This window comes from Caulobacter sp. FW305-C-30-S16 (genome assembly GCF_058783025.1).
On the sequence record NZ_JBYSYH010000001.1, the window covers coordinates 279,994 to 302,788 of the forward strand.

General features: G+C 69.4%; 18 protein-coding genes. 15 read left to right on the plus strand and 3 right to left on the minus strand.

The genetic code is table 11. From position 1 onward, the window contains the following. Window positions 1–35 precede the first annotated feature (35 nt). On the plus strand, window positions 36–2,633 hold the full coding sequence (locus tag AC3WJT_RS01280) for a M1 family metallopeptidase (RefSeq protein ID WP_492341256.1): 2,598 nt from the start codon (window positions 36–38) through the stop codon (window positions 2,631–2,633). A gap of 75 nt (window positions 2,634–2,708) precedes the next feature. On the opposite strand, the gene AC3WJT_RS01285 is transcribed toward AC3WJT_RS01280, so the two are convergent. After that, window positions 2,709–3,062: a hypothetical protein gene (locus tag AC3WJT_RS01285; protein ID WP_492341257.1), complete on the minus strand. Its 354-nt coding sequence runs from the start codon at window positions 3,060–3,062 to the stop codon at window positions 2,709–2,711. A gap of 304 nt (window positions 3,063–3,366) precedes the next feature. Between AC3WJT_RS01285 and dnaK the strand changes: the two genes are divergently transcribed. After that, the gene (gene dnaK, locus AC3WJT_RS01290) at window positions 3,367–5,271 is read left to right on the plus strand and encodes a molecular chaperone DnaK (protein ID WP_492341258.1); all 1,905 of its coding nucleotides are present in this window, start codon (window positions 3,367–3,369) and stop codon (window positions 5,269–5,271) included. Between the two features lie 97 nt (window positions 5,272–5,368). Next, window positions 5,369–6,523 (plus strand): molecular chaperone DnaJ, encoded by a 1,155-nt coding sequence (gene dnaJ / locus AC3WJT_RS01295; protein WP_492341259.1) that lies wholly within the window; start codon window positions 5,369–5,371, stop codon window positions 6,521–6,523. Here dnaJ and AC3WJT_RS01300 read toward each other — a convergent pair. Beyond that, window positions 6,520–7,029: a TonB family protein gene (locus tag AC3WJT_RS01300; protein WP_492341260.1), complete on the minus strand. Its 510-nt coding sequence runs from the start codon at window positions 7,027–7,029 to the stop codon at window positions 6,520–6,522. The two genes, dnaJ and AC3WJT_RS01300, sit on opposite strands and share 4 nt — an antisense overlap. A gap of 103 nt (window positions 7,030–7,132) precedes the next feature. Here AC3WJT_RS01300 and mutS point away from each other — a divergent pair, with 103 nt between their 5' ends. The 5 genes from mutS (at window position 7,133) to AC3WJT_RS01325 (ending at window position 16,228) form a co-directional block, all read left to right on the plus strand. After that, window positions 7,133–9,820, plus strand: coding sequence for a DNA mismatch repair protein MutS (gene mutS / locus AC3WJT_RS01305; RefSeq protein ID WP_492341261.1), 2,688 nt, complete (start codon window positions 7,133–7,135; stop codon window positions 9,818–9,820). A gap of 57 nt (window positions 9,821–9,877) precedes the next feature. Beyond that, the gene (locus AC3WJT_RS01310; protein ID WP_492341262.1) at window positions 9,878–12,706 is read left to right on the plus strand and encodes a [protein-PII] uridylyltransferase; all 2,829 of its coding nucleotides are present in this window, start codon (window positions 9,878–9,880) and stop codon (window positions 12,704–12,706) included. Window positions 12,707–12,746: 40 nt separating this feature from the next. Beyond that, window positions 12,747–14,390 carry a murein biosynthesis integral membrane protein MurJ gene (gene murJ / locus AC3WJT_RS01315; protein WP_492341263.1) on the plus strand — a complete coding sequence of 548 codons (1,644 nt, stop codon included), beginning with the start codon at window positions 12,747–12,749 and terminating at the stop codon, window positions 14,388–14,390. 141 nt (window positions 14,391–14,531) lie between these two features. Next, a complete protein-coding gene (gene trpS, locus AC3WJT_RS01320; protein ID WP_492341264.1) occupies window positions 14,532–15,563 on the plus strand; it encodes a tryptophan--tRNA ligase in 1,032 nt (343 codons plus the stop codon). 191 nt (window positions 15,564–15,754) lie between these two features. Beyond that, on the plus strand, window positions 15,755–16,228 hold the full coding sequence (locus AC3WJT_RS01325) for a universal stress protein (protein ID WP_492341265.1): 474 nt from the start codon (window positions 15,755–15,757) through the stop codon (window positions 16,226–16,228). Between the two features lie 35 nt (window positions 16,229–16,263). Here AC3WJT_RS01325 and AC3WJT_RS01330 read toward each other — a convergent pair whose 3' ends face one another. Continuing rightward, window positions 16,264–17,559, minus strand: a complete 1,296-nt coding sequence (locus AC3WJT_RS01330) for a cytochrome P450 (protein WP_492341266.1) — start codon at window positions 17,557–17,559, stop codon at window positions 16,264–16,266. Between the two features lie 129 nt (window positions 17,560–17,688). Between AC3WJT_RS01330 and AC3WJT_RS01335 the strand changes: the two genes are divergently transcribed. The 7 genes from AC3WJT_RS01335 (at window position 17,689) to AC3WJT_RS01365 (ending at window position 22,793) form a co-directional block, all read left to right on the plus strand. Beyond that, a complete protein-coding gene (locus AC3WJT_RS01335) occupies window positions 17,689–18,255 on the plus strand; it encodes a NifU family protein (RefSeq protein WP_492341267.1) in 567 nt (188 codons plus the stop codon). Between the two features lie 54 nt (window positions 18,256–18,309). Continuing rightward, the gene (locus AC3WJT_RS01340) at window positions 18,310–18,855 is read left to right on the plus strand and encodes a hypothetical protein (protein ID WP_492341268.1); all 546 of its coding nucleotides are present in this window, start codon (window positions 18,310–18,312) and stop codon (window positions 18,853–18,855) included. Then, window positions 18,852–19,484 carry a tRNA (adenosine(37)-N6)-threonylcarbamoyltransferase complex dimerization subunit type 1 TsaB gene (gene tsaB, locus AC3WJT_RS01345; protein ID WP_492341269.1) on the plus strand — a complete coding sequence of 211 codons (633 nt, stop codon included), beginning with the start codon at window positions 18,852–18,854 and terminating at the stop codon, window positions 19,482–19,484. The genes AC3WJT_RS01340 and tsaB overlap by 4 nt, the downstream gene beginning before the upstream one ends. Further along, window positions 19,481–19,912, plus strand: coding sequence for a ribosomal protein S18-alanine N-acetyltransferase (gene rimI / locus AC3WJT_RS01350; RefSeq protein WP_492341270.1), 432 nt, complete (start codon window positions 19,481–19,483; stop codon window positions 19,910–19,912). The genes tsaB and rimI overlap by 4 nt, the downstream gene beginning before the upstream one ends. Window positions 19,913–19,952: 40 nt before the next feature. Further along, window positions 19,953–20,360: a Fur family transcriptional regulator gene (locus AC3WJT_RS01355; protein WP_492341271.1), complete on the plus strand. Its 408-nt coding sequence runs from the start codon at window positions 19,953–19,955 to the stop codon at window positions 20,358–20,360. A 145-nt stretch (window positions 20,361–20,505) separates the two neighbouring features. After that, a complete protein-coding gene (gene miaB / locus AC3WJT_RS01360) occupies window positions 20,506–21,849 on the plus strand; it encodes a tRNA (N6-isopentenyl adenosine(37)-C2)-methylthiotransferase MiaB (protein WP_492341272.1) in 1,344 nt (447 codons plus the stop codon). Continuing rightward, window positions 21,846–22,793 carry a PhoH family protein gene (locus AC3WJT_RS01365; protein WP_492341273.1) on the plus strand — a complete coding sequence of 316 codons (948 nt, stop codon included), beginning with the start codon at window positions 21,846–21,848 and terminating at the stop codon, window positions 22,791–22,793. The genes miaB and AC3WJT_RS01365 overlap by 4 nt, the downstream gene beginning before the upstream one ends. Window positions 22,794–22,795 lie beyond the last annotated feature (2 nt).

Below are 22,795 nucleotides of genomic sequence, written 5' to 3' on the forward strand. Positions count from 1 at the left end.
CTAGTCTCCCCGCCGACCGAACGGGGAGAGGTTCCGTGATCAAGCGTATCGGACTTGGACTGCTGCTGGCGGCGACCACGCTGCTGGCCGGCTGCGGGGCGACGCCCGCGACGGAGTCGGGGCGCAACGTCCTGCCGACGGACATCACCCCCGTCCACTACGACATCATCGTGCGGCCCGACGCGGCGGCCCTGACCTTCACCGGCTCGGTCAGCGCCGATGTGCAGGTGGTCCGGGCGACTAACACTGTGACGCTCAACGCCGCCGACATGACCTTCGGCAAGATCCGTCTCGACGGCGTCGACGCCGCCCCGACCGTCACGTTCGACGACAAGGCACAGACCGCGACCCTGACCTTCGCCGGCCCGCTGGCGGTCGGCAAGCGCCGTCTGGCCATTGACTACACCGGCAAGATCAACCAGCAGGCTTTCGGCCTGTTCTCGGTCGACTACGCCACGGACCAGGGCGAGAAGCGTCTGCTGGCGACCCAGTTTGAATCTCCGGACGCGCGCCGGTTCGCGCCGATGTGGGACGAGCCTGCGCTGAAGGCCACCTTCAAGCTGACGGTCGAGGCACCGGCCGCTGACATGGTCGTCTCCAACACCCCGATCGAGTCGGTCGCCCCCGTCGGGGACGGCTTCACCCGAACGACCTTCGCGGCCACGCCGAAGATGAGCTCCTACCTGCTGTTCCTCGCGGTCGGCGACTTCGAGCGTATCAGCCGGAAGGTCGGCGACGTCGACGTCGGCGTGGTGGTCAAGCGCGGCTCGACCGGTCAGGCCGGATACGCCCTGGACGCCGCCGCGCAGCTGCTGCCCTGGTTCAACGACTACTTCGGCACGCCCTATCCGCTGCCCAAGCTGGACATGGTCGCCCTGCCCGGCGGCGCGTCGGCATTCTCGGCGATGGAGAACTGGGGGGCGATCCTCTATTTCGAGAAGGCCGTGCTGGTTGATGACCGCATCTCGAGCCAGGCCGACCGCCAGGGCGCCTTCAGCACCATCGCCCATGAGATGGCCCACCAGTGGTTCGGCGATCTGGTGACCATGGCCTGGTGGGACGACCTCTGGCTGAACGAGGGTTTCGCCTCCTGGATGGCGACCAAGGCGCTGACCGTCTTCCACCCCGAATGGGACGCCGGTCTTCAGGCCATGGCCGGCCGCGACGGGGCGATGAATCTCGACGCCCGCGAGGCCACCCATCCGGTGGTCCAGCCGGTCGCCGACGCCCGCGACGCGGCCTTCGACACGATCAGCTACCAGAAGGGCCAGGCGGTCATAAACATGGTCGAGGCCTGGATCGGCGCCGACAATTTCCGCACCGCCCTGCGCGCCTACATGAAGAAGCACGCCTACGGGAACACAGTCAGCGACGATCTGTGGAGCGCGGTGGAAGCCGCCTCCGGTCAGCCGATCCGCCACATCGCCGCCGACTTCACCGGCCAGCCGGGCGTGCCCCTGATCAAGGTCACGACGCTGGGCTCGGCCTGGCGGCTGTCGCAGCGCCGCTTCGGCGTCGACGCGCCGTCCCGGGAGCCGCTGAGCTGGGTGACGCCCGTCGCCGCGACCTGGCCCGGACAGAAGCGGGACTGGCGCGACGTAGTCTCGATGGGCCAGTCGGTGCGCCTCAAGGGCCCCGCCGGCGCGCCCCTGCTGGTCAATTTCGGCCAGGCCGGGTACTTCCGCACCGCCTACGACGCCAAGGCTTACAGCCGGCTGCAGGCGGTCTTCGGGACCCTCGCGCCGGCCGACCAGCTCGGCCTGCTCTACGACTACTGGGCGTTCGGCCAGCAGGGCACGGAGCCTGTGTCGCGCTGGCTGGACCTCGCGGCCAGCCTGCCTGCCGACGCCAATCCGGTGGTCTGGATGCAGGTGGTCGACGTGCTGGGGCAGATCGACCGCCTCTACGACGCGGACAGCGGCCAGACGGCGTTCCGGGCGCGGGCGCGGGCGATGCTGGCGCCGGTCTGGAACCGGATCGGCTGGATCCCGGTCGAGGGCGAGCCCGCAACGGCGGTGCTGCTTCGCGCCAGGCTGATCGAGGCGCTCGGCCGGTTCGATGACCCGGCGGTGGTCGCAGAGGCCCGGGCCCGGTTCGCGCGCATGGGGTCGGACCCCTCGGCGCTGCCGGCCGGCGTCCGCGAGCCGGCCCTGACGGTGGTGGCCATGCACGCCGACGCCGCGACCTGGGAACAGCTTCGCCAGATGGCGCTCGCCTCAACCAACGCCCTTGAGAAGCAGCAGATCTACGGCGTGCTCGGCGAGACGCGGGACAGGACCCTGGCGCAGCGGACCCTCGTGCTCGCGCTCAGCGCCGAACCTCCGACGACCCTGCGCCAGAACATCCTGCGGGGGCCGTCGGCCAACTTCCCGGCGATGACCTGGGCTTACCTGAAGGCCAACAAGGCCCGCGCCGACGCCCTGTTCGCGCCGGGCTCGATGGTCGGGATGCTGCAGCGGATCACCGGCGGGTGGGCCGATGAGGCGATCGCCGGCGAGGCGCTGGCCATGGCGAAGGCCGAGGGCGAGGTGCCCCCGCGGCTCAAGGGCTTGCTGTCAGCCGCCGTCTACCGGGCGAAGGTGCGGCGCGAGCGGCTGGACGATATCCGCCAGTGGGTCGCCCGGCCCCACTGACGCGACCCTGAGAAGACGACGGGCGGGGCGGCCTTCCGGCTCACCCCGCCCGCAACTTCAGACGGACGCCGGCCGTCAGTCTTCGGTGTAGCGGTAGGACGAAATCTTGCAGACATCGACGCGCTGGCGGACCAGGGAGTCGCCGTCGTCGAACACCGCCTTGAAGTCGTAGAGGCAGTAGCCCGATCCATCGTCGATATTGACCACGACCGACTGGCCGGGTTGCAGCACGTCACGGCCGAGAATGTCCTCCTCCCAGCCCGAGGCGTCGATGTTGGACGCATAGAACCGCACGATGATGTGGCGCGTCTCGTTGATGATGCGCACGCGACGGTCTTCGGCCGAGGCCATGCCGGGCGTGAGCGCCGTGGTCGCCACCATGACGGCCAGCGCCAGTCCGGCCTTGAGCTTTGCAGACAGGGTAACCATTGATCCCTCCAAGATACTGTCCCTCGAACAGGTGGAGTAGGGTCACCCATGCCTCTCCGCGCCATGCCCCAAATGGGGGGCGGCGACCTGATGGCGTGAAAGCCCCAAACTTGATGGGGGTTTTGCTCTTGCGGCAGGCGCCCTGCTTCCCATATGGCGGTCTGACCAACAGCTTTCCCGGAACGGAAAGCACCCCCAATTCAGTCCAGAGGATCCAACCGGGGACGGAAGAGAAAAACCGGGGCGCTTCATGTGAGGCCCTTGTCACCGCCGTCCGCCTGTCAGGAAGCTAGAGAGACCTCAAATGAGCAAGATTATCGGCATCGACCTGGGAACGACCAATTCCTGCGTGGCCATCATGGACGGCAAGTCGCCCAAGGTGCTCGAAAACGCCGAAGGCGCCCGCACCACGCCGTCCGTCGTCGCCTTCCTCGAGGATGGTGAAAAGCTGGTCGGCCAGCCGGCCAAGCGCCAGGCGGTCACCAATCCGACCAACACCCTGTTCGCCATCAAGCGCCTGATCGGCCGCTCCTACAGCGATCCGGTGGTCGACAAGGACAAGGGCATGGTGCCCTACGACATCGTCAAGGGTCAGACGGGCGACGCCTGGGTCCGCGCCGTGGGCAAGGACTACAGCCCGCAGGAAGTTTCGGCCTTCATCCTGATGAAGCTCAAGGAAGACGCCGAGCGTCACCTGGGCGAAAAGGTCACCAAGGCGGTCATCACCGTTCCGGCCTACTTCAACGACGCCCAGCGTCAGGCGACCAAGGACGCCGGCCGCATCGCCGGCCTGGAAGTCCTGCGCATCATCAACGAGCCGACCGCGGCGGCCCTGGCCTACGGCCTGGACAAGAACGACGGCAAGAAGATCGCCGTCTACGACCTCGGCGGCGGCACCTTCGACGTTTCGATCCTCGAGATCGGCGACGGCGTCTTCGAGGTGAAGGCGACCAACGGCGACACCTTCCTCGGTGGTGAAGACTTCGACCTGCGGATCGTCGATTTCCTCGCTGACGAGTTCAAGAAGGAAACCAGCACCGACCTGCGCAAGGACAAGCTGGCCCTGCAGCGCCTGAAGGAAGAGGCCGAAAAGGCCAAGAAGGAGCTGTCGACGACCACGCAGTACGAGGTCAACCTGCCGTTCATCAGCATGAACGCGTCCGGCCCCCTGCACCTGAACATCAAGCTGTCGCGCGCCAAGCTGGAAGCCCTGGTCGAGGACCTGATCAACAAGACGATCGGCCCGTGCGAACAGGCGCTGAAGGACGCCGGCATCAAGAAGGGCGACATCGACGAGGTGATCCTCGTCGGCGGCATGACCCGCATGCCCAAGGTCGTCGACGCGGTGAAGAACTTCTTTGGCCGTGAGCCGCACCAGGGCGTCAACCCGGACGAGGTCGTGGCGCTGGGCGCTGCGGTCCAGGCCGGCGTGCTGCAGGGCGACGTCAAGGACGTGCTGCTGCTGGACGTTACCCCGCTGACGCTGGGCATCGAGACGCTGGGCGGCGTGTTCACCCCGCTGATCGAGCGCAACACGACGATTCCGACCAAGAAGAGCCAGACCTTCTCGACCGCCGACGACAACCAGTCGGCCGTGACGATCCGGGTCTTCCAGGGCGAGCGTCCGATGGCGCACGACAACAAGATGCTGGGCCAGTTCGACCTGGTCGGCATCCCGCCGGCGCCGCGCGGCGTGCCGCAGGTCGAGGTCATCTTCGACATCGACGCCAACGGCATCGTGCACGTCACGGCCAAGGACAAGGCGACCAACAAGGAACAGTCGATCCGCATCCAGGCCAACGGCGGTCTTTCGGACGCCGATATCGAGAAGATGGTCCGCGAAGCCGAGTCCAACCGCGCCGAAGACGAGAAGCGCAAGGCCGGCGTCGAGGCGCGCAACCAAGCCGACGCGGTGATCCACTCCACCGAAAAGGCCATGGCCGAGCACGGTGACAAGGTCTCCGCCGAGGAGAAGACGGCCATCGAGACGGCCATCACCGACCTCAAGGCGGTGCTGGACAGCGGTGACTCCGACGATATCGCGGTCAAGACCAAGGCCCTGATCGACGCCTCGATGAAGCTCGGCGAGGCCATGTACAAGGCCCAGCAGGGCGACGCCGGCGGCGACGCGGGCGAGCAACCCTCGGACGATGGCGTCGTCGACGCCGAATTCGAGGAAGTCGACGGCGACGACAAGAAGTCGGCGTGAACCCGATAGCCCGCCCGACGCATCTGGCGACAGACTTGCAGTCGGGCGGGCGATCTCCCACCTCAGGGGTTGCTCGGTTTTTCGGTGATGCCGGCTGATGCGTGATTATTACGAAATTCTGGGTGTCCAGCGCGGAGCCGACGAGGCCGCGCTGAAGAGCGCCTTCCGCAAGCAGGCGATGGAGCATCACCCCGACCGCAACGGCGGGTGCGAGGACTCCGAAGCCCGCTTCAAGGAAATCAACGAGGCCTATTCGGTCCTCTCCGATCCGCAGAAGCGCGCGGCCTATGACCGCTTCGGCCATGCCGGCGTCAATGGCGCGGGCGGCGGCGGTCAGCAGGGCTTCGGCGATGTCCATGACATCTTCAACGAGGTCTTCGGCGACGCGTTCGGCGAGATGTTCGGCGGCGGTCGCCGCCGGCAGAACAACGGTCCGGCCCGCGGCGCGGACCTGCGCTATGACCTGGAGATCACCCTCGAGCAGGCCTTCGCCGGCTCGGAGGTCGAGATCACGGTTCCGGCCTCGATCACCTGCGAAAGCTGCGAGGGTTCGGGCGCCAAGCCCGGCACCAACCCCACCGTCTGCGGCAGCTGCGGCGGCGCGGGCCGGGTGCGCGCCACCCAGGGCTTCTTCGCCATCGAGCGCACCTGCCCCCGCTGCGGCGGCTCGGGCAAGCTGGTCCTCGACCCCTGCAAGACCTGTAGCGGCCACGGCCAGGTGCGCCGCCAGCGCACGCTGCAGGTCCGCATCCCCGCCGGCGTCGACGACGGCGCCCGCATCCGCCTCGCCGGTGAAGGCGACGCGGGCCAGCGCGGCGGCCCGCGCGGCGACCTCTACATCTTCCTGTCGGTCGCCCCGCACGACCTGTTCGAGCGCGACGGCCTGGACCTGCTCTGCACCGTGCCCGTGCCGATGTGCACCGCGGCCCTCGGCGGCGAAATCGAGGCTCCCTGCCTGACCGGCGGCGAGGACTGCGACGGCGAGTGCCGGATCCCGGTCAAGGTGCCCGAAGGCACCCAGACCGGCCGCACGGTCCGCCTCAAGGGTCGCGGCATGCCGTCCCTGCGCGGCCGTGAGCGGGGCGACCTTCTGGTCGAGATGTTCGTCGAGACCCCGACCCACCTCAGCGCCCGGCAGAAGGAGCTGATGCGCGAGCTGGCCGAAACCTGCGGCGAGCAGCAGCACCCCAAGGCCGCCGGCTTCATGGGCAAGGCCAGCAAGTTCTGGGGCGGCGTGACCGGCAAGGCCTAACGGTCGCGATTGCGGGCCGTCAGCCTGTAGACGCCGATCAGGCCTGCCAGCAGCAGCAGCGCGATGACCAGACTGACGCCCGCCAGCGCGAACATCACGTGCGCGTTGACGTCCGGCAGCTTCAGGGGCGGCGCGGGTTCCGGAAGCGCGAACACCAGCGGCACGCGTATCTGGGCCACGACCGGCAGGCCATTGCGGATCGCCGGAGCCATCCGCATCTCGCCGGCCAGCCTGAGCGCGGCGTCGCCGAACCCGTAGCCGGCCGGATCTTCCGACAGCACCGTGCAGTCGGCCAGGCGGGTGTCGACGCCCGCGGCGCAGGAGATCGTCACCCGGCCCTCCACGTCCTCGCGCCAGGCCTTGTTAGGGTAGAACCGCGCGATCAGCTCCCCGTCAGGCTTGACCAGCCAGTCCGGATTGCGGTCGGCTTCGGTCCCCGGCGGCATGACCGGCGCGGCGGCGATCAGAAAGAAGGCCGCCCCTGTGACCAGCAATCCCTTCATCATGATGTCGCCCCCTCGCCGCGGAGGCTTTCACACCGCCGGCCGACGGGCAACCGGACCGCGAAACCCTTAACGCCCCGCGCGAACCCCGCTAGGGTCGCCGACGATGAACGCCCCGCTTCCCCCCGGCCAGACTGCGCCTGACGCCACCGGCGCGACGCCCGTGATGCAGCAGTATTTCGACGCCAAGTCGCGGCAGCCGGACGCCCTGGTCTTCTTTCGCATGGGCGACTTCTACGAACTGTTCTTCGACGACGCGATCCGCGCCGCCGCCGCCCTCGGCATCGCCCAGACCTTTCGCGGGACGCACAACGGCCAGCCGATCCCCATGGCCGGCGTGCCGGTTCACGCGGCCGAAGCCTATCTCGCCAAGCTTATCCGCGCGGGCTTCAAGGTCGCGGTCTGCGAGCAGATGGAGAACCCGGCCGAAGCGAAGAAGCGCGGCTCCAAGGCCATCGTTCACCGCGACGTGGTGCGCATCGTCACGCCCGGCACCCTGACCGAAGACGGCCTGCTGGACGCCCGCGGCGCCAACCGGCTGGCGGCCATCGCCCTCCGCGGCGGCCAGGCGGCCGTCGCCAGCGTCGAGCTCTCGACGGGCGAGGTGGAAAGCCTGCTGATCGCGCCGTCGGGACTGTCCGCCGCGCTGGCGGCGCTTCAGCCGTCGGAGATCCTCGTCCCGGACCGCCTGTTCGCCGACGAGACGGTCAACCTCGCCCTGAAGGCCGCCGGCGGTCTGGTCCAGCCGGTGGCGCAGGCGCTGGCCGAACCGGCGGCGTCGGAGGCCCGGCTGAAGCGGCTCTATGGCGTCGACACCCTCGACGGCTTCGGCGGCCTCGCCGGGGCGGAGATCTCGGCGCTGGGTCTGATCGCCGCGCATCTGGAGATGACCCAGGCCGGCAAGCTTCCGGCGCTCTCGCCGCCGCGCCGCGCGGGCGAGGCCGACGTCATGGCCATCGACCCGGCCACCCGCACCAGCCTGGAGATCGAACGCACCACGGGCGGCCAGCGTGACGGCTCGCTGCTAGGCAGCATCGACCGCTGCGTCACCGCCGCCGGCTCGCGGATGCTGGCCGCGCGGCTGGCCCGGCCGCTGCTCGATCCGGCGGCGATCGACACCCGACTGGACGCCATCCAGTGGCTGCTGGAGCGGCGGGTGCTGCGCGAACGGCTGCGCGACGCGCTGAAGCGCTCGGGCGACCTGGCCCGCGCCTTGTCCCGGCTGGCGCTCGGCCGCGGCGGCCCGCGGGATCTCGGCGTCCTGCGCGACGGCCTGAAGACCGGCGAGGCCCTGTCGGGTCTGGTGGTTGATGCGGGCGATGGCCTCAATCCGCCGCCGTTCGAGATCGAGCGGGCCCTGGCGGCGGTCAATCCGTCGCTGTCGGCCGACCTGTCGGGCCTGCTGGCGCAGCTGACCGACGGCCTCGGCCCGGACCTGCCGGCCCAGGCCCGCGACGGCGGCTTCGTCGCCGCCGACATCCGTCCCGAGCTCGACCAGGCCCGCGCCCTGCGCGACGACAGCCGCCGGGTGATCATCGCGCTCGAAAGCCGGTTGGCGGCTGAAAGCGGCGTGCCCCTGAAGATCCGTCACAACGCGGTGCTCGGCTACTTCGTCGAGACCACGGCGGGCAAGGCCGACCCGCTGTTCCAGCCGCCGCACAACGCGACCTTCATCCACCGCCAGACCCTGGCCAACCAGGTGAGGTTCACGACCGTCGAGCTGGCCGATCTGGACGCCCGCATCGCCCAGGCCGGCGAGCGGGCCCTGGCCATCGAGATCGCGACCTTCGAGGCCTGGCGCGAGGCCGCCTGCGCCCTCGCCGCGCAGCTCCAGGCGGCCGCCTGCGCGCTGGCGACGCTCGACGTCGATGCAGGCCTGGCCGAGTGGGCGGAGGACCAGCAGGCCGTTCGCCCCGTCCTCGACAAGGGCTTCGGCTTCGACGCCAGGGGCGGCCGCCACCCGGTCGTCGAGTCGGCCGTGAAGCGCGCCGGCGAGCCCTTCACCCCCAACGACTGCTGCTTAGACGGCTCGGGCGAGACCGGCGCCCGCCTGTCGATCGTCACGGGCCCGAACATGGCCGGCAAGTCGACCTTCCTGCGGCAGAACGCCCTCTTGGCGGTGATGGCCCAGGCCGGCTGCTTCGTGCCGGCCAAGTCCCTGAAGATGGGCGTGGTCGATCGGCTGTTCAGCCGTGTCGGCGCCGGAGACGACCTCGCCCGCGGGCGTTCGACCTTCATGGCCGAGATGGTCGAGACCGCCGCCATCCTCACCCAGGCCACCCCGCGCAGCTTCGTCATCCTCGACGAGATCGGCCGGGGCACCGCCACCTGGGACGGTCTGGCCATCGCCTGGGCCTGCGCCGAGGCGCTGCACGGGACCAACCGCAGCCGGGCGCTGTTCGCGACCCACTACCATGAGCTGGCCGCGCTCGAGGACCGGCTGTCCTACGTCTCCAACCTGTCGATGCGGGCCAAGGAGTGGAACGGCGACCTGGTCTTCCTGCATGAGGCGGGCCCCGGCCACGCCGACCGCAGCTACGGCGTCCAGGTGGCCAAGCTGGCCGGCGTCCCGCCCGCTGTCGTGGCGCGCGCGCGCGAAGTCCTCGAACGTCTGGAAAGTGAAGCGGAGAGCCCCGCGCGCCTTGAAGGCCTGCCCCTGTTCGCCTCCGCCGCGCCGACGCCGGTGAAGCATGGCCCGAGCCCGGTCGAGGAGGCCCTCAAGGGCATGGAGCCCGACGGCATGAGCCCGAGGGAAGCGATGGAAGCGCTCTACCGGCTGAAGGGGATGCTCTAGAGGTCATCCTCTGTTCAACCCGTTGCGCCGCCCCCTGTTGCAGCGCACATAAGGTCCATGGCCACCCGTCTTCGCCCGACCCGCCTCGAACATGTCGTTGACGGCATCGCGCTGCGCACGCGTCTGACCGCCGCCGCCCACGACGCCCTCGGCAACGAGGCCGAGCAGCGCAAGCTGGCGCTGGAGATCCTCAAGGCCGCCCTGTTCCGCGGCCGGATGATCGCCAAGGAGCGTCTGGAGAACGGCGCCGGCGGGGTCGAGACGGCCCGTCTGCTGTGCGGCGTCACCGACGAGGTGGTCACCGCCCTCTACGACTTCACCACCGTGCACATGTTCCGCGCCCGCAACCCCACCGAGGGCGAGCGGCTCTGCCTGCTGGCGGTCGGCGGCTACGGCCGGGGCGTGCTGTCGCCCTACAGCGATCTCGATCTGCTGTTCCTGCGACCCTACAAACAGACGGCCCACGCCGAGAGCGTCATCGAGTTCATGCTCTATGCGCTGTGGGATCTGGGCTTCAAGGTCGGCCATGCCTCGCGCACGGTCGAGGAGTGCGTGCGGCTCTCGAAGGAGGACTTCACGATCCGCACCTCGATCCTCGAGGCCCGCCGCCTGACCGGCGACGAGTCCCTCGGCGAGGAACTGAAGAAGCGCTTCCGCAATGACGTGGTCCGCAACACCGGGGCCGAGTTCGTCGCCGCCAAGCTCAAGGAGCGCGACGACCGCCACGGCCGCGCCGACACCAGCCGCTACATGGTCGAGCCCAATGTGAAAGAGGGCAAGGGCGGCCTGCGCGACCTGCACACCCTTATGTGGATCGCCGAATACCTGCACCCGGTCGAGCGTCCGGCGGACGTCTTCACCCTCGGCTATTTCGACCGTCGCGAGGTCGCCGCCTTCGTCCGCGCCTTCGACTTCCTGCATGCGGTCCGCGCGCACCTGCATTTCGCCACCGGCCGGCCCGAGGAGCGGCTGACCTTCGACCTGCAGCCGGAAATCGCCCGGCGGATGGGCTTTGGCGACCGCGCCGACAATCCGGCCGTCGAGCGCTTCATGCGCCGCTACTTCCTGATCGCCCGCGAGGTCGGCTCCCTGACGCGGACCTTCTCGGCCAAGCTGGAGACCGAACACCTCAAGGCCCAGCCCAAGGGCCTGTCGCGGTTCCTGCCGGGCCGGCCGAGCCCCAAGCGCAAGCCGCTCGACATCGCCGGTTTCCACGAGGAGGCGGGTCGCCTGACCATCGACGGGCCGGAGGTGTTCGAGCGCGATCCGGTCGATCTGATCCGTATCTTCCGCATCGCCGACCAGCGCGATCTGGACCTGCATCCGGACGCCTTCACGGCGGTCACCCGCTGCCTGCCGCTGATCACCGTCAAGACCCGCCGCGACCCCGAGGCGGCCAAGGCCTTCCTCGACATCCTGGCGCGCGGCAAGCGGACCTACCGCACCCTGATGCTGATGAATGAGTCCGGCGTGCTGGGGCGGTTCGTGCCGGAGTTCGGCCGGATCGTCGCCCAGATGCAGTTCAACATGTACCACTCCTACACAGTGGACGAGCACACGCTGAAGGCCGTCGGGATCATCGCCGACATCGCCGAGGGCCGGCTGGCGGACGACCACCCGCTGGCGGTCTCGATCATGCCCCTGATCGACGATCGCGAGAGCCTGTTCCTGGCCATGCTGCTGCACGACACCGGCAAGGGCGGCGCCGGCGGCCAGGAAAAGGCCGGGGCCCGCGCCGCGCGCTCGGCCTGCGAACGGCTGGGCCTGGAGAGGTCCAAGATCGAACTGATCGCCTGGCTGGTCGAACATCACCTGGTGATGAGCGACTACGCCCAGAAGCGCGACGTCACCGACCCGGCGACGGTCGCCGCCTTCGCCCGCATCGTCGAAAACCCCGAGCGGCTGCGGCTGCTGCTGGTGCTGACGGTGGCCGACATCCGCGCCGTGGGCCCCGGCGTCTGGAACGGCTGGAAGGGCCAGCTGATGCGCGAGCTCTACGCCGCCACCGAGGCGATCTTCCGCGGCGGCCGCGGCAGCGACCCCGCCGCCAGCGCCCGTCGCCACCAGGAGTCGGTCGCCGCCGAGGCCCGCGCGGCCCTGGCCCTGGCCGATCCGGCGGCGAAGGGCTGGGCGTCGTCGATGGAAGACGCCTACTTCACCGCCTTCTCTTCGTCGGAACTGGCCGCCCATGCGGCTCTGGCCCGCCGCGCGGCCTTGCAGGGCGGCGCCGCGGCCGAAGCCCGCATCCGGCCAGACCGCAACGCCGCCGAGATCGTCGTGGCGGCCAAGGACCGGCGCGGCCTGTTCGCCGATCTGACGCTGGCCCTGTCGGGCCTCGGCGGCAACGTCGTGGGCGCCCGGGTGTTCACCTCGGGCCAGGGCCAGGCGCTGGACGTGTTCCATGTCCAGGACGTCACCGGCGCGCCGATCGGCGGCGACAATCCGCGCATCCTGCGCCGGCTGGCCGACAGCCTCGAGGCCGCCGGCCGGGGCGAAACCCCGACGTTCGAGGCCCGCAAGGGCGGCGAACAGGGCCGCGCGGCCGCCTTTTCGATCACGCCGACCGTCATGCTCGACAACGACGCCTCCGAGGAAGCCACGGTCGTCGAGGCCTCGGGCCGCGACCGGCCCGGCCTGCTTGAGGGACTCGCCCGCGCGGTCGCCGACGCCGGCCTGTCGATCACCTCCGCCCACATCGACGGCTATGGCGAGCGCGCCGTCGACGCCTTCTATGTCCAGACCCCGGGCGGCGGAAAGCTGACCGACACGAAGCGCGCCACAGCCCTCAAGTCGGCCCTGATGGACGTTCTCGAGGCCGAGGATTCCGGCCAGGCGCCCCGCGGCCGCCCGCGTCTGGAACGGGCCCGGGCCAGCATCGGCCGGTAGGCTTCTTGACCCCCTCCCGCCGCCAGCGCAAAAGCGCGCCGTGAGCGACAAGCAACCGCCCAGACCCGTGAAACCCCCGAAGGGCGGCCTGATCCGCTCGTCCATGGTGTTTTCCAGCCTGACGCTGGTCAGCCGCTTCATGGGGCTGGCGCGGGACCTGCTGATCACCGCCCGGCTGGGCGCCAGCGCGACCCCGGCGGCCGACGCCTTCAACACCGCCCAGTCGTTTCCCAACCTGTTCCGCCGGATCTTCGCCGAGGGCGCCTTCACGGCCGCCTTCGTGCCGACCTATTCCAAGGTGCTGGCGAGCGAGGGTCAGGACGCCGCGGACAACCTGGCCACGGACGCGCTGGCGACGCTGGCGGCGATCACCCTGGCGCTGACCGTCGCCTTCCAGCTGGCCATGCCGTGGCTGATGCTGGCGATCAATCCGGGCTTCGGCTTCAACAGCGAGAAGTACCGCCTGGCGGTCGTGCTGACCCAGATCAGCATGCCCTACCTGCCCTGCATGGCGATCGTCGCCCTGCTGTCGGGCGTGCTGAACGCCGGCGGCCGGTTCGCCCTGTCGGCCGCGGCCCCGACGGTGCTCAACGCCGCGATCCTGATCGCCGTTATCCCGCCGCGCAGCGCCGTCGACTCGGCCCATGCGGCCAGCTGGGCGATCCTCGCCGCCGGCGTGGTCCAGGCCGGCCTGCTGTGGTGGGGCGTGCGGCGGGTCGGGGCGAAGATCCGCCCGACGCTGCCACGGCTGACGCCGGAGATACGGGCCCTGATCGCCATCGCCATTCCCGGCGCGATCGCCGCCAGCGTCACCCAGATCAACATCTTCCTGTCGGGCATCATCGCCAGCCAGGTCAACGGCGCCCGCACCTGGCTGTCGGTCGCCGACCGCTTCTACCAACTCCCGCTCGGCCTCGTCGGTGTGGCGATCGGCGTGGCGTTGCTGCCATCGCTGTCGCGCGCGATCAGCCTCGGCGACAAGGACGAGGCGCAGAAGACGACCGACCAGGCGATCGTCTTCGCCATGGCCCTGACCCTGCCGGCCGCAGCCGTGCTGCTGGCCATGCCGCACTATCTAATCGACGGCCTGTTCCAGCGCGGCGAGTTCACCGCCTATGACGCCCGTGAAACGGCCAAGGCGCTGTTCCACTACGGCTGGGGCGTGCCGGCCTTCGTGCTGGCGCGCGTGCTGTCGCCGGTGTTCTTCGCCCGGCACGATACGAAGGCCCCGATGCGGTTCGCCCTCATCTCGGTGGCGATCAACATCACCCTCGGCGTGACCCTGTTCTACATCATCGGGTTCGAGGGCATCGCCGCGGCGACCGCCTTCGCCTCCTGGGTCAACGTCGCCCAGATGGTGCATGCCCTGCGCAAGCGTGGCGACTGGTCGCCGTCCCCGGCGGCCTGGAGCAAGCTGGCCCGGATCGCCGCCGCCAGTGCGGCCCTGGGCGGGGCGATGTTCACCGCGCAGCTCTTCCGGGCGGACATCGAGGCTCCGCTCGCCGGCTTCAGGATGATCGGGCTCGGCCCCAAGGAAATCACCGTCCTGCTGCTCTGCATGGCGGGCGCGGCGCTCTACCCGGTCCTGCTGCTGGGCAGCGGCGGGGTCACGATCGCAGAGATCCGCGAGGCCCTGCGTCGCAAGCCGGGCGTCGCCGCCGCGCCGCCGCCGGACTTGCTCTAGCCCCGCCCCTGCCGTATCGAGCGCGCATGGTCCTCACGGCACATACCCCGCGCCGATGGCGCAGCGTCTGATCGACGCCCGCTCCACGCGCCGACGTCCGTCCGCGCGGCCCAACGACCTGCCATTCAAGAAGACCGATCCATGACCGATCAGCCTCCCGCCTCCTATTCCGGCCCGCAGCGCGTGCTGTCCGGCGTCCAGCCGTCCGGCGCCCTGCACCTGGGCAACTATCTCGGGGCCCTGGTGAAGTTCGCCCGGCTCCAGCACGAGATGGACACCTTCATCTTCGTCGCCGACCTGCACGCCATCACCGTCTGGCAGGACCCGGCCCTGCTGGCGAACCAGACGCGCGAGATCGCCGCGGCCTATCTCGCCGCCGGCCTGGATCCGGCGAAGGCGACCATCTTCCCGCAGTCGGCGGTCATGGCCCATGCCGAGCTCGGCTGGATCTTCCAGTGCGTCGCCCGCCTCGGCTGGCTCGACCGGATGACCCAGTTCAAGGAGAAGAGCGGCAAGCACAAGGAGCGCAGCTCGGTCGGCCTCTACACCTACCCGGTGCTCCAGGCGGCCGACATCCTCGTCTACAAGGCCACGCATGTGCCGGTTGGCGACGACCAGAAGCAGCACCTGGAACTGACGCGCGACATCGCCGCCAAGTTCAACCACGACTTCGACCGTCCGGGCTTCTTCCCGCTGCCCGACGGGCTGATCGAGGGTCCGGGCGCGCGGATCATGTCCCTGCGTGACGGATCGGCGAAAATGAGCAAGTCCGATCCGTCGGACAATTCGCGCATCAACCTGACCGACGACGCCGACGCCATCGCCCAGAAGATCCGCAAGGCCAAGACCGACCCCGAGCCCCTGCCCGAGACGCTCGAGGACCTGAAGCTGCGGCCCGAGGCGGACAATCTGGTCGGCATCTACGGCGCGCTGGCGGAGCTGACCAAGGCCCAGGTGCTGGCGGAGTACGGCGGCAAGGGCTTTGGAACCTTCAAGCCGGCGCTGGCCGATCTGGCGGTGGCGAAGCTGGGGCCGGTCAGCGACCGGATGCGGCGCCTGCTGGCCGACCCGGCCGAGATCGACCGCGTACTGGCCGCCGGCGCCGACAGGGCGCGCGAGGTGGCGGCGCCGACGCTCGACGAAGTGAAGAAGATCGTCGGGTTCTGGCGTTAGAGCTGCTTCCTTCTCCCGGAGGGAGAAGGTGGCCTGCGGAGCAGGTCGGATGAGGGATTGAGGTCCGTGGGGTTTCGCGGCCGAACCCGTAACCCCTCACCCTCCCGCCGCTTCGCGGCGGGCCCCTCTCTCTCCCTCCGGGAGAGGGGAATCGCTTGCCCAACGCCCGCCGCTAAGCCACCGTCCGCTCCATGAGCCGTCGCAAGTTCCTCGTCATCGCCGACGACAGCCCCGAGTCCGGGGCGGCCCTGCGCTATGCCTGCAAGCGCGCGCTGTCGACGGGCGGCCATGTCTGCCTGCTGCGCGTCATCGAGCCGGCGGTGTTTGAGCACTGGTCCGGCGTGCGCGAGGAAATGGAGCGGCAGGAGCGGGCCGAGGCCGAGATGGTCCTGCAGAAGCTGGCCGAGACTGTCATGGCGGTCACCGGCCAGGCGCCGGAGTTCCTGATCAAACATGCCGAGAGCACCAAACTGGCGATCCGCCAGGTGGTTGCCGGCGATCCGGACATCAAGATCCTCGTCCTCGCCGCCTCGACTGGCGGCAAGGGCCCCGGCCCGCTGGTCGCCTCGATCGCGCGCGACGGCGTGAACTGGGGGAGCCGGAAGTTGCCGGTGACCGTGGTGCCGGGCGATCTCACCGACGATGAGATCGCGGATCTGGCTTAGGACCTTCCCCTCCCCCTCGCGGGGGAGGAAAAACCTTACAGCTTCGTCGGAATCCGCACCGGCAGGGTCTCGTAGCCCTTCACGAAGGCCGACGGGACGCGCTTGGGTTCGCCGACGACCTCGATGGTCGGGAAGCGCTTGAGGATTTCTTCCCAGACCACGCGCAGCTGCATCTCGGCCAGGCGGTTGCCCACGCAGCGGTGGATGCCGAAGCCGAACGACATGTGATGGCGGGGCCGTTCACGGTCGATGATGTAGGCGTCGGGGTTCTCGATGGCCGTTTCGTCGCGGTTGCCCGAGACGTACCACATGGCGACCTTGTCGCCCTTCTTGATGGTCTTGCCGCCGATTTCGTAGTCGGCCAGCGCGGTGCGGCGCATGTGCGCCAGCGGCGTCTGCCAGCGGATGGTCTCCGAGACCATCGACGGGATCAGGTCCGGGTTGGCCTTCAGCTTGGCGTACTGGTCGGGGTTCTGGTTCAGGGCCAGCACCGAACCGGTCATGGTGTTGCGGGTGGTGTCGTTGCCGCCGACGATGAGCAGGATCAGGTTTCCCAGATACTCCATCGGCTCCATGTTGCGCGTCGCCTCGCCGTGGGCCAGCAGCGAGATCAGGTTGTTCGCCGGCGGGGCGTTGACCCGCTCGTTCCACAGGTTGGTGAAGTAGGCGAGGCATTCGAACAGCTCCTCGCGGCGCTGCTCCTCGGTCTCGATGACCCCCATGCCCGGCGCGGCGGTGGCCACGTCCGACCAGCGCGTCAGCTTGCGGCGGTCCTCGAACGGGAAGTCGAACAGGGTCGCCAGCATCTGGGTGGTCAGTTCGATCGAGATGCGGTCGACCCAGTCGAAGGTCTCGCCGATCGGCAGGCTGTCGAGCAGGCCGGCCGCGCGCTCGCGGATGATCGGCTCCAGTTGCATCAGGCTCGCGGGGCTGACCACCGGGCTGACGGTCTTGCGCTGCACGTCGTGCTTGGGCTGATCCATGGCGATGAACATCGGCAGGATGAAGTCATCGTCCATGTCACGCAGGGTGATGCCGCCCAGGTGCGCGTCGGAGCTGAACACCTGGTGGGTGGTGTCGATCTCCATGATGTCGTTGAAGCGGGTCACAGACCAGAAGGGGCCCGTCTCCTCGTCGACGGTGCAGTAGTGGACCGGAGCCTCCTTCCGCAGCCGCTCGAAATAGGGCCAGTGGGTGTCGTTCTGCCAGAGCTCGGTCTCGGTCACGTTGATCTGGTCGATCGGCAACGACCAGGCCCGCTCGTGCGCCGCCTTCAGCAGCTCCGCCTTGTCCCGCGCCGCCTTGCCGATATCGAAATTGCCGTCGGCCATCGCCGTCTCCCTCGCCCGTTTGCGCCGCGACGTTACCCGTCGTCGTGCGCTGCTATCTTATCAGTGCTTACATAGCGCCAGAAAACCACGCACTTGTCACGCGCTCTCCGCAGCGCCACATGTAATTTCATGTTTATCCAGACCGAAAACACGCCCAATCCGGCGGTCCTGAAGTTCCTTCCCGGCCGGGACGTGCTGGGCGAGGGCGCGCGCGAGTTCCGCGACGCGGATGAAGCGGCCTCCTCGCCGCTGGCGAAAGCCCTGTTCGACCTGGGCGATGTTACGCGCGTCTTCTTCGGCGGCGACTTCGTCACCGTGACCAAGAACGAGGACATCGACTGGTCGCACCTCAAGGCCCCGGTGCTGGCCGCGATCATGGACCATTTCACCAGCGGCGCGCCGATCCTGACCGACGACGATGGCGCCGGGCATGACACCACCGTCTATGAAGGCGACACCGCCCAGGTGGTCGCCGAGATCAAGGACCTGCTCGACAGCCGCATCCGCCCGGCCGTGGCCCAGGACGGCGGCGACATCGTCTTCTCCCGCTTCGAGCCGGACACCGGCGTGGTCTACCTGCACATGCGCGGCGCCTGCTCGGGCTGCCCGTCCTCGTCGGCGACGCTCAAGGCCGGGGTGGAAAACATGCTCAAGCACTACGTCCCCGAAGTGACGCGGGTCGAGCAGACGCTGTAGGTCCGCTCACCGCGGCATTCGCCCGGGTGAGCGGAGTAGGTTATGACACCCTCCATGTCCCGCAGCCTCCTGATCGCGAGCGCCCTGGCCCTCGCCGCCTGCAGCGCCGAGCCGCAGGCGATGCCGGCCAGGCCGCCCAAGCCCGAAGCGCCCGCCCCGCGCACGGACGGCCTGCTGGTCGCGCCCGGCGCCATTGGACCGGCGACGACCACCACGCCGTTCGAAGTCGCTGCTCTCAGGCGCCTGTTCCTGGAGGCCGACGTCCGGGCGGGAACAGTGTCGGAAGAAGGCTTCGACACGCCGGTGATCTTCGTGACGGGGCCGGGCGACCTGAAGATTGAATTCCAGGGCGACGGCGGAACCCTCGACCGCGCCTTCATCACCGGCGCGGCCGCGCGGGGCCCGAAGGACGAGACCATCGGCCTGCGGATGAGCGCGTCGGGCTTCGGTCCGGACGACTGTATCGAGGGCGCCGAGCGGTTCGGCGACGCGACCATCTGCCGGCGGCCGGACGCGCCGCAACTGGGCTATGTCTTCGGATCGATCCGCGACGCCGACCCGGTCCTGCAGGGCTTCTACTGGACGGCGGACGCCTCTTGATCCTCGCCCTCGACACCTGCCTGACCGCCTGCTCGGTCGCGATCCTCGATGGCGAGACCGTGCTCGCCGCCCGCAGCGAAGCCATGCCGCGCGGCCATCAGGAGCGCCTCGCCCCGCTGGTCCGCGAGCTGATGACCGAGGCCGGCGCTTCTTTCGGCGACCTGACCCGCATCGGCGTCACGGTCGGCCCGGGCAGCTTCACCGGCCTGCGCGTGGGCCTGGCCTTCGCCAAGGGCCTGTCGGCCGCCCTCTCCATTCCCTGTGTCGGGGTCGGGGCGCTGGATGCTCTGGCGTTCGGCCGGGAGGGGTTCGTGGTCGCCGTCATCGATGCCCGGCGGGAGCAGGTCTATGTCCAGCTGTTCGGCGACGGGGTCGCCCTGACCGCGCCGGACGCCCTGGCCGCCACGACGGCCTCGGCCCGGATCGCGGAAGTCTACGCCGGCGGTCCCGTAACCCTGATCGGCTCCGGCGCGCCGCTGCTGGCCGGCGCCCTGCCGAAGGCGACCGTCCTCACACCGGAGGGCCCCGACCCGGTCGCCGTCGCGCGTCTGGCGATGCGCGGACCGGCTCCGACGCACGCGCCCCGGCCGCTGTATCTGCGCGCGCCGGACGCGAAGCTGCCGATATGACGCCCCGCCGGGCGACCTCCGACGACGCCCGCCTGCTGGCGGTGCTGCACGCCTCGGCCTTCCCCCGCCCCTGGGACGAGGCGGCGTTCGAGGCGCTGTTGATCACCTTCAACGTCTTCGGCCTGGTGCTCGACGGGCAGGGTTTCATCCTCTGTCGCTCGGTGGCCGACGAGGCGGAGATTCTCACCCTGGCGGTCACCCCGCAGGTTCGCCGCTATGGCGCCGGGCGAGCCCTGGTCGAGGCCGCAGCGACGCTGGCGACGGCCCGCGGCGCCGACAGCCTGTTCCTCGAAGTCGCCTCCGACAACGCCGCTGCGCTCGGTCTCTATGCAGCGACAGGCTTCGAACCGGCCGGTTTGCGCAGGGGATACTACGCGGACGGGGCTGACGCCGTTGTCATGCGCCGGACGCTTAACACAGGCGCCTGAGACGCCTATCTTGCCCGCGACTCGTTCGGAGAAAGATCCCGTGGACCGCCTCGAAAAGCTCTGCGTCGATAAAGGGATGCGGATGACCGACCAGCGGCGGATCATCGCCCGCGTCCTGTCGGGCGCCGCCGATCATCCGGATGTGGAGGAGCTCTACCGCCGCGCCCACGCCATCGACGCCCACATCTCGATCGCCACGGTCTATCGCACCGTCCGGCTGTTCGAGGAGTCCGGCATCATCGAGCGCCATGACTTCCGCGACGGCCGCAGCCGCTACGAAGAAGCCCCCGACGTCCATCACGACCACCTGATCGACATGAAGACCGGCAAGGTCGTCGAGTTCGTCGACGAGGAGATCGAGGCCCTGCAGCAGGCCATCGCCCGCAAGCTCGGCTACAAGCTGGTCGATCACCGGCTGGAACTCTACGGCGTGCCGATCGAGGAGTAGCGGTTGGGGAATAGGGCATAGGGAGTAGGGAGTGGTTCATCCGGGCGTGCGCCGTCGGGGCCGCAGCCCCATTCCGCCACTCCCTACTCCCTAGGCCCTACTCCCCAATCTTGCGCGCCGGCCCCCCCGCCCCCATAACCCTTCAATGACCGACACCGCGCCTACCAAGCGCCTCTACATCAAGACCTACGGCTGTCAGATGAACGTCTACGACAGCGAACGCATGGCCGACGTCCTGCGTCCGCTGGGCTATGCCGTGACCGACGAGCCCGAAGGCGCGGACCTGGTGGTGCTGAACACCTGCCACATCCGCGAGAAGGCCACCGAGAAGGTCTATTCCGAGCTCGGCCAGATCAAGCTGATGAAATCGCGCAAGGCGAGCGCCGGCGGCAAGATGACGATCGCCGTCGCGGGCTGCGTGGCCCAGGCCGAGGGCGAGGAAATCATGCGCCGACAGCCGGCGGTCGACCTCGTCGTCGGACCGCAGGCCTATCACCAGCTGCCCGAACTGATCGCCCGCGCCCACCGGGCCACCGGCGAGCGGTTGAGCGCCGACTTCGCGGCCGATGAAAAGTTCGACGCCCTGCCGGCCGACCGGCATGTGACCGGCGTGACCGCCTTCCTCACGGTGCAGGAGGGTTGCGACAAGTTCTGCACCTTCTGCGTGGTGCCCTACACCCGTGGCGGCGAGTGGTCGCGGCCGGCGGCCGATGTCGTCGCCGAGGCCCGCGTTCTGGCGGCCAAGGGCGTGCGCGAGGTCACCCTGCTGGGCCAGAACGTCAACGCCTATGACGGCTGCGACGGCGGCCTGGCGGCGCTGGCGCGGCAACTGGCGAAGATCGAGGGTCTCGATCGCATCCGCTACACCACCAGCCATCCGCGCGACATGGACGACGCCCTGATCGCGGCCCACGGCGAGCTGCCGGAGCTGATGCCGTTCCTGCACCTGCCGGTCCAGGCCGGCAGCGACCGCATCCTCAAGGCGATGAACCGGGCGCATACGGCCGAGAGCTATGTCCGGCTGGTCGAGAAGATCCGCGCCGCACGGCCCGACATCGCGCTGAGCGGCGACTTCATCGTCGGCTTCCCCGGCGAGCGCGACAGCGACTTCGAGGCGACGCTGAACCTCGTTCGCGAGGTCGGTTTCGCCAGCGCCTTCTCGTTCAAGTACAGCCGCCGTCCGGGCACGCCCGCCAGCGCCATGCCCGGCCAGGTCGCGACCGAGGTCATGGACGAGCGCCTGCAACGGCTGAACGCCCTGCTCCAGCAGCAGCAGGAAGCCTTCAACCATTCGGTCGTCGGCCGCACCGAGCCGGTGCTGATCGAGAAGACCGGCCGCCATCCCGGCCAGATCGGCGGCCGCAGCCCCTGGCTGCAGCCGGTGCATATCGACGGTCCCGAGCGGCTGATCGGCCAGATCGTGCCCGTGCGGATCGACAGCGCCACCCGCAACAGCCTGTCGGGTTCGCTCGTTGTGGAACACGCATGAGCAGCCGACCGCCTGAATTCCTGCCGCTCTCCGATGACGCGGTCCGCGCCGTGGCCGGCCCCGGCGGCCGCCACGCGGCCCTGATCGAGGACGCCTTCAAGGTGCTGCTGGAAACGCCCGGCGGCGGGGTCTCCCTCGCCGGCGACGCCCGCGGCCGTGGCCAGGCGAAGCGTGCGGTCCAGGCCCTCGCCGGTCTGGCTGACGGGGGCGCGGCGGTGGCCGACGCCGACGTCCGCGTCGCCATCGGCGAGGCGCGCAGCGGCGACGGCCCGACCGTTCCCGGCGGCGCGCGGCGGGGTCCGGTCTCGCCCAAGACCGCCACCCAGGCGCGCTACATGGAGGCCCTCGGCCGCCACGACCTGGTCTTCGGCCTCGGCCCCGCCGGCACCGGCAAGACCTTCCTGGCCGTGGCCCACGGCGCGGCCATGCTGATGCGCGGCGACATCGACCGGCTGATCGTCACCCGTCCTGCGGTCGAAGCCGGCGAGCGTCTCGGCTTTCTGCCGGGCGACCTGACCGAGAAGGTCGACCCCTACATGGCCCCGGTCTGGGAAGCCCTGACCCAGCTGATGGGCGCCGAACAGCTGCGCCGTCGCCGTGACAAGGGCGAGATCGAGGTCGCCCCGATCGCCTTCATGCGCGGTCGGACCCTCGCGCACGCCTTCGTCATCGTCGATGAGGCCCAGAACACCAGCCGGCTGCAGATGAAGATGGTCCTGACCCGTCTGGGCGAAGGCTCGCGCATGGCGGTGACCGGCGATCCCAGCCAGATCGACCTGATGAACCCGTCGGATTCGGGCCTGGCCCACGCCGTGGCCATCCTCGAGGATGTCGAGGGGGTCTCCGTCACCCGCTTCACCGCCGACGACGTCATCCGCCACCCGATGGTCGCCCGCATCGTCCGCGCCTATGACGCCGACGCGGCCAAGCGCACCGGACACTGACC

Excerpts from the sequence above, each read along its gene's own strand:
- AC3WJT_RS01285 (WP_492341257.1), bottom strand. The coding sequence starts at position 3,062 with ATGGTTACCCTGTCTGCAAAGCTCAAGGCCGGACTGGCGCTGGCCGTC.
- dnaK (WP_492341258.1), top strand. The coding sequence starts at position 3,367 with ATGAGCAAGATTATCGGCATCGACCTGGGAACGACCAATTCCTGCGTG.
- dnaJ (WP_492341259.1), top strand. The coding sequence starts at position 5,369 with ATGCGTGATTATTACGAAATTCTGGGTGTCCAGCGCGGAGCCGACGAG.
- AC3WJT_RS01300 (WP_492341260.1), bottom strand. The coding sequence starts at position 7,029 with ATGATGAAGGGATTGCTGGTCACAGGGGCGGCCTTCTTTCTGATCGCC.
- mutS (WP_492341261.1), top strand. The coding sequence starts at position 7,133 with ATGAACGCCCCGCTTCCCCCCGGCCAGACTGCGCCTGACGCCACCGGC.
- AC3WJT_RS01310 (WP_492341262.1), top strand. The coding sequence starts at position 9,878 with ATGGCCACCCGTCTTCGCCCGACCCGCCTCGAACATGTCGTTGACGGC.
- trpS (WP_492341264.1), top strand. The coding sequence starts at position 14,532 with ATGACCGATCAGCCTCCCGCCTCCTATTCCGGCCCGCAGCGCGTGCTG.
- AC3WJT_RS01325 (WP_492341265.1), top strand. The coding sequence starts at position 15,755 with ATGAGCCGTCGCAAGTTCCTCGTCATCGCCGACGACAGCCCCGAGTCC.
- AC3WJT_RS01330 (WP_492341266.1), bottom strand. The coding sequence starts at position 17,559 with ATGGCCGACGGCAATTTCGATATCGGCAAGGCGGCGCGGGACAAGGCG.
- AC3WJT_RS01335 (WP_492341267.1), top strand. The coding sequence starts at position 17,689 with ATGTTTATCCAGACCGAAAACACGCCCAATCCGGCGGTCCTGAAGTTC.
- AC3WJT_RS01340 (WP_492341268.1), top strand. The coding sequence starts at position 18,310 with ATGTCCCGCAGCCTCCTGATCGCGAGCGCCCTGGCCCTCGCCGCCTGC.
- rimI (WP_492341270.1), top strand. The coding sequence starts at position 19,481 with ATGACGCCCCGCCGGGCGACCTCCGACGACGCCCGCCTGCTGGCGGTG.
- miaB (WP_492341272.1), top strand. The coding sequence starts at position 20,506 with ATGACCGACACCGCGCCTACCAAGCGCCTCTACATCAAGACCTACGGC.
- AC3WJT_RS01365 (WP_492341273.1), top strand. The coding sequence starts at position 21,846 with ATGAGCAGCCGACCGCCTGAATTCCTGCCGCTCTCCGATGACGCGGTC.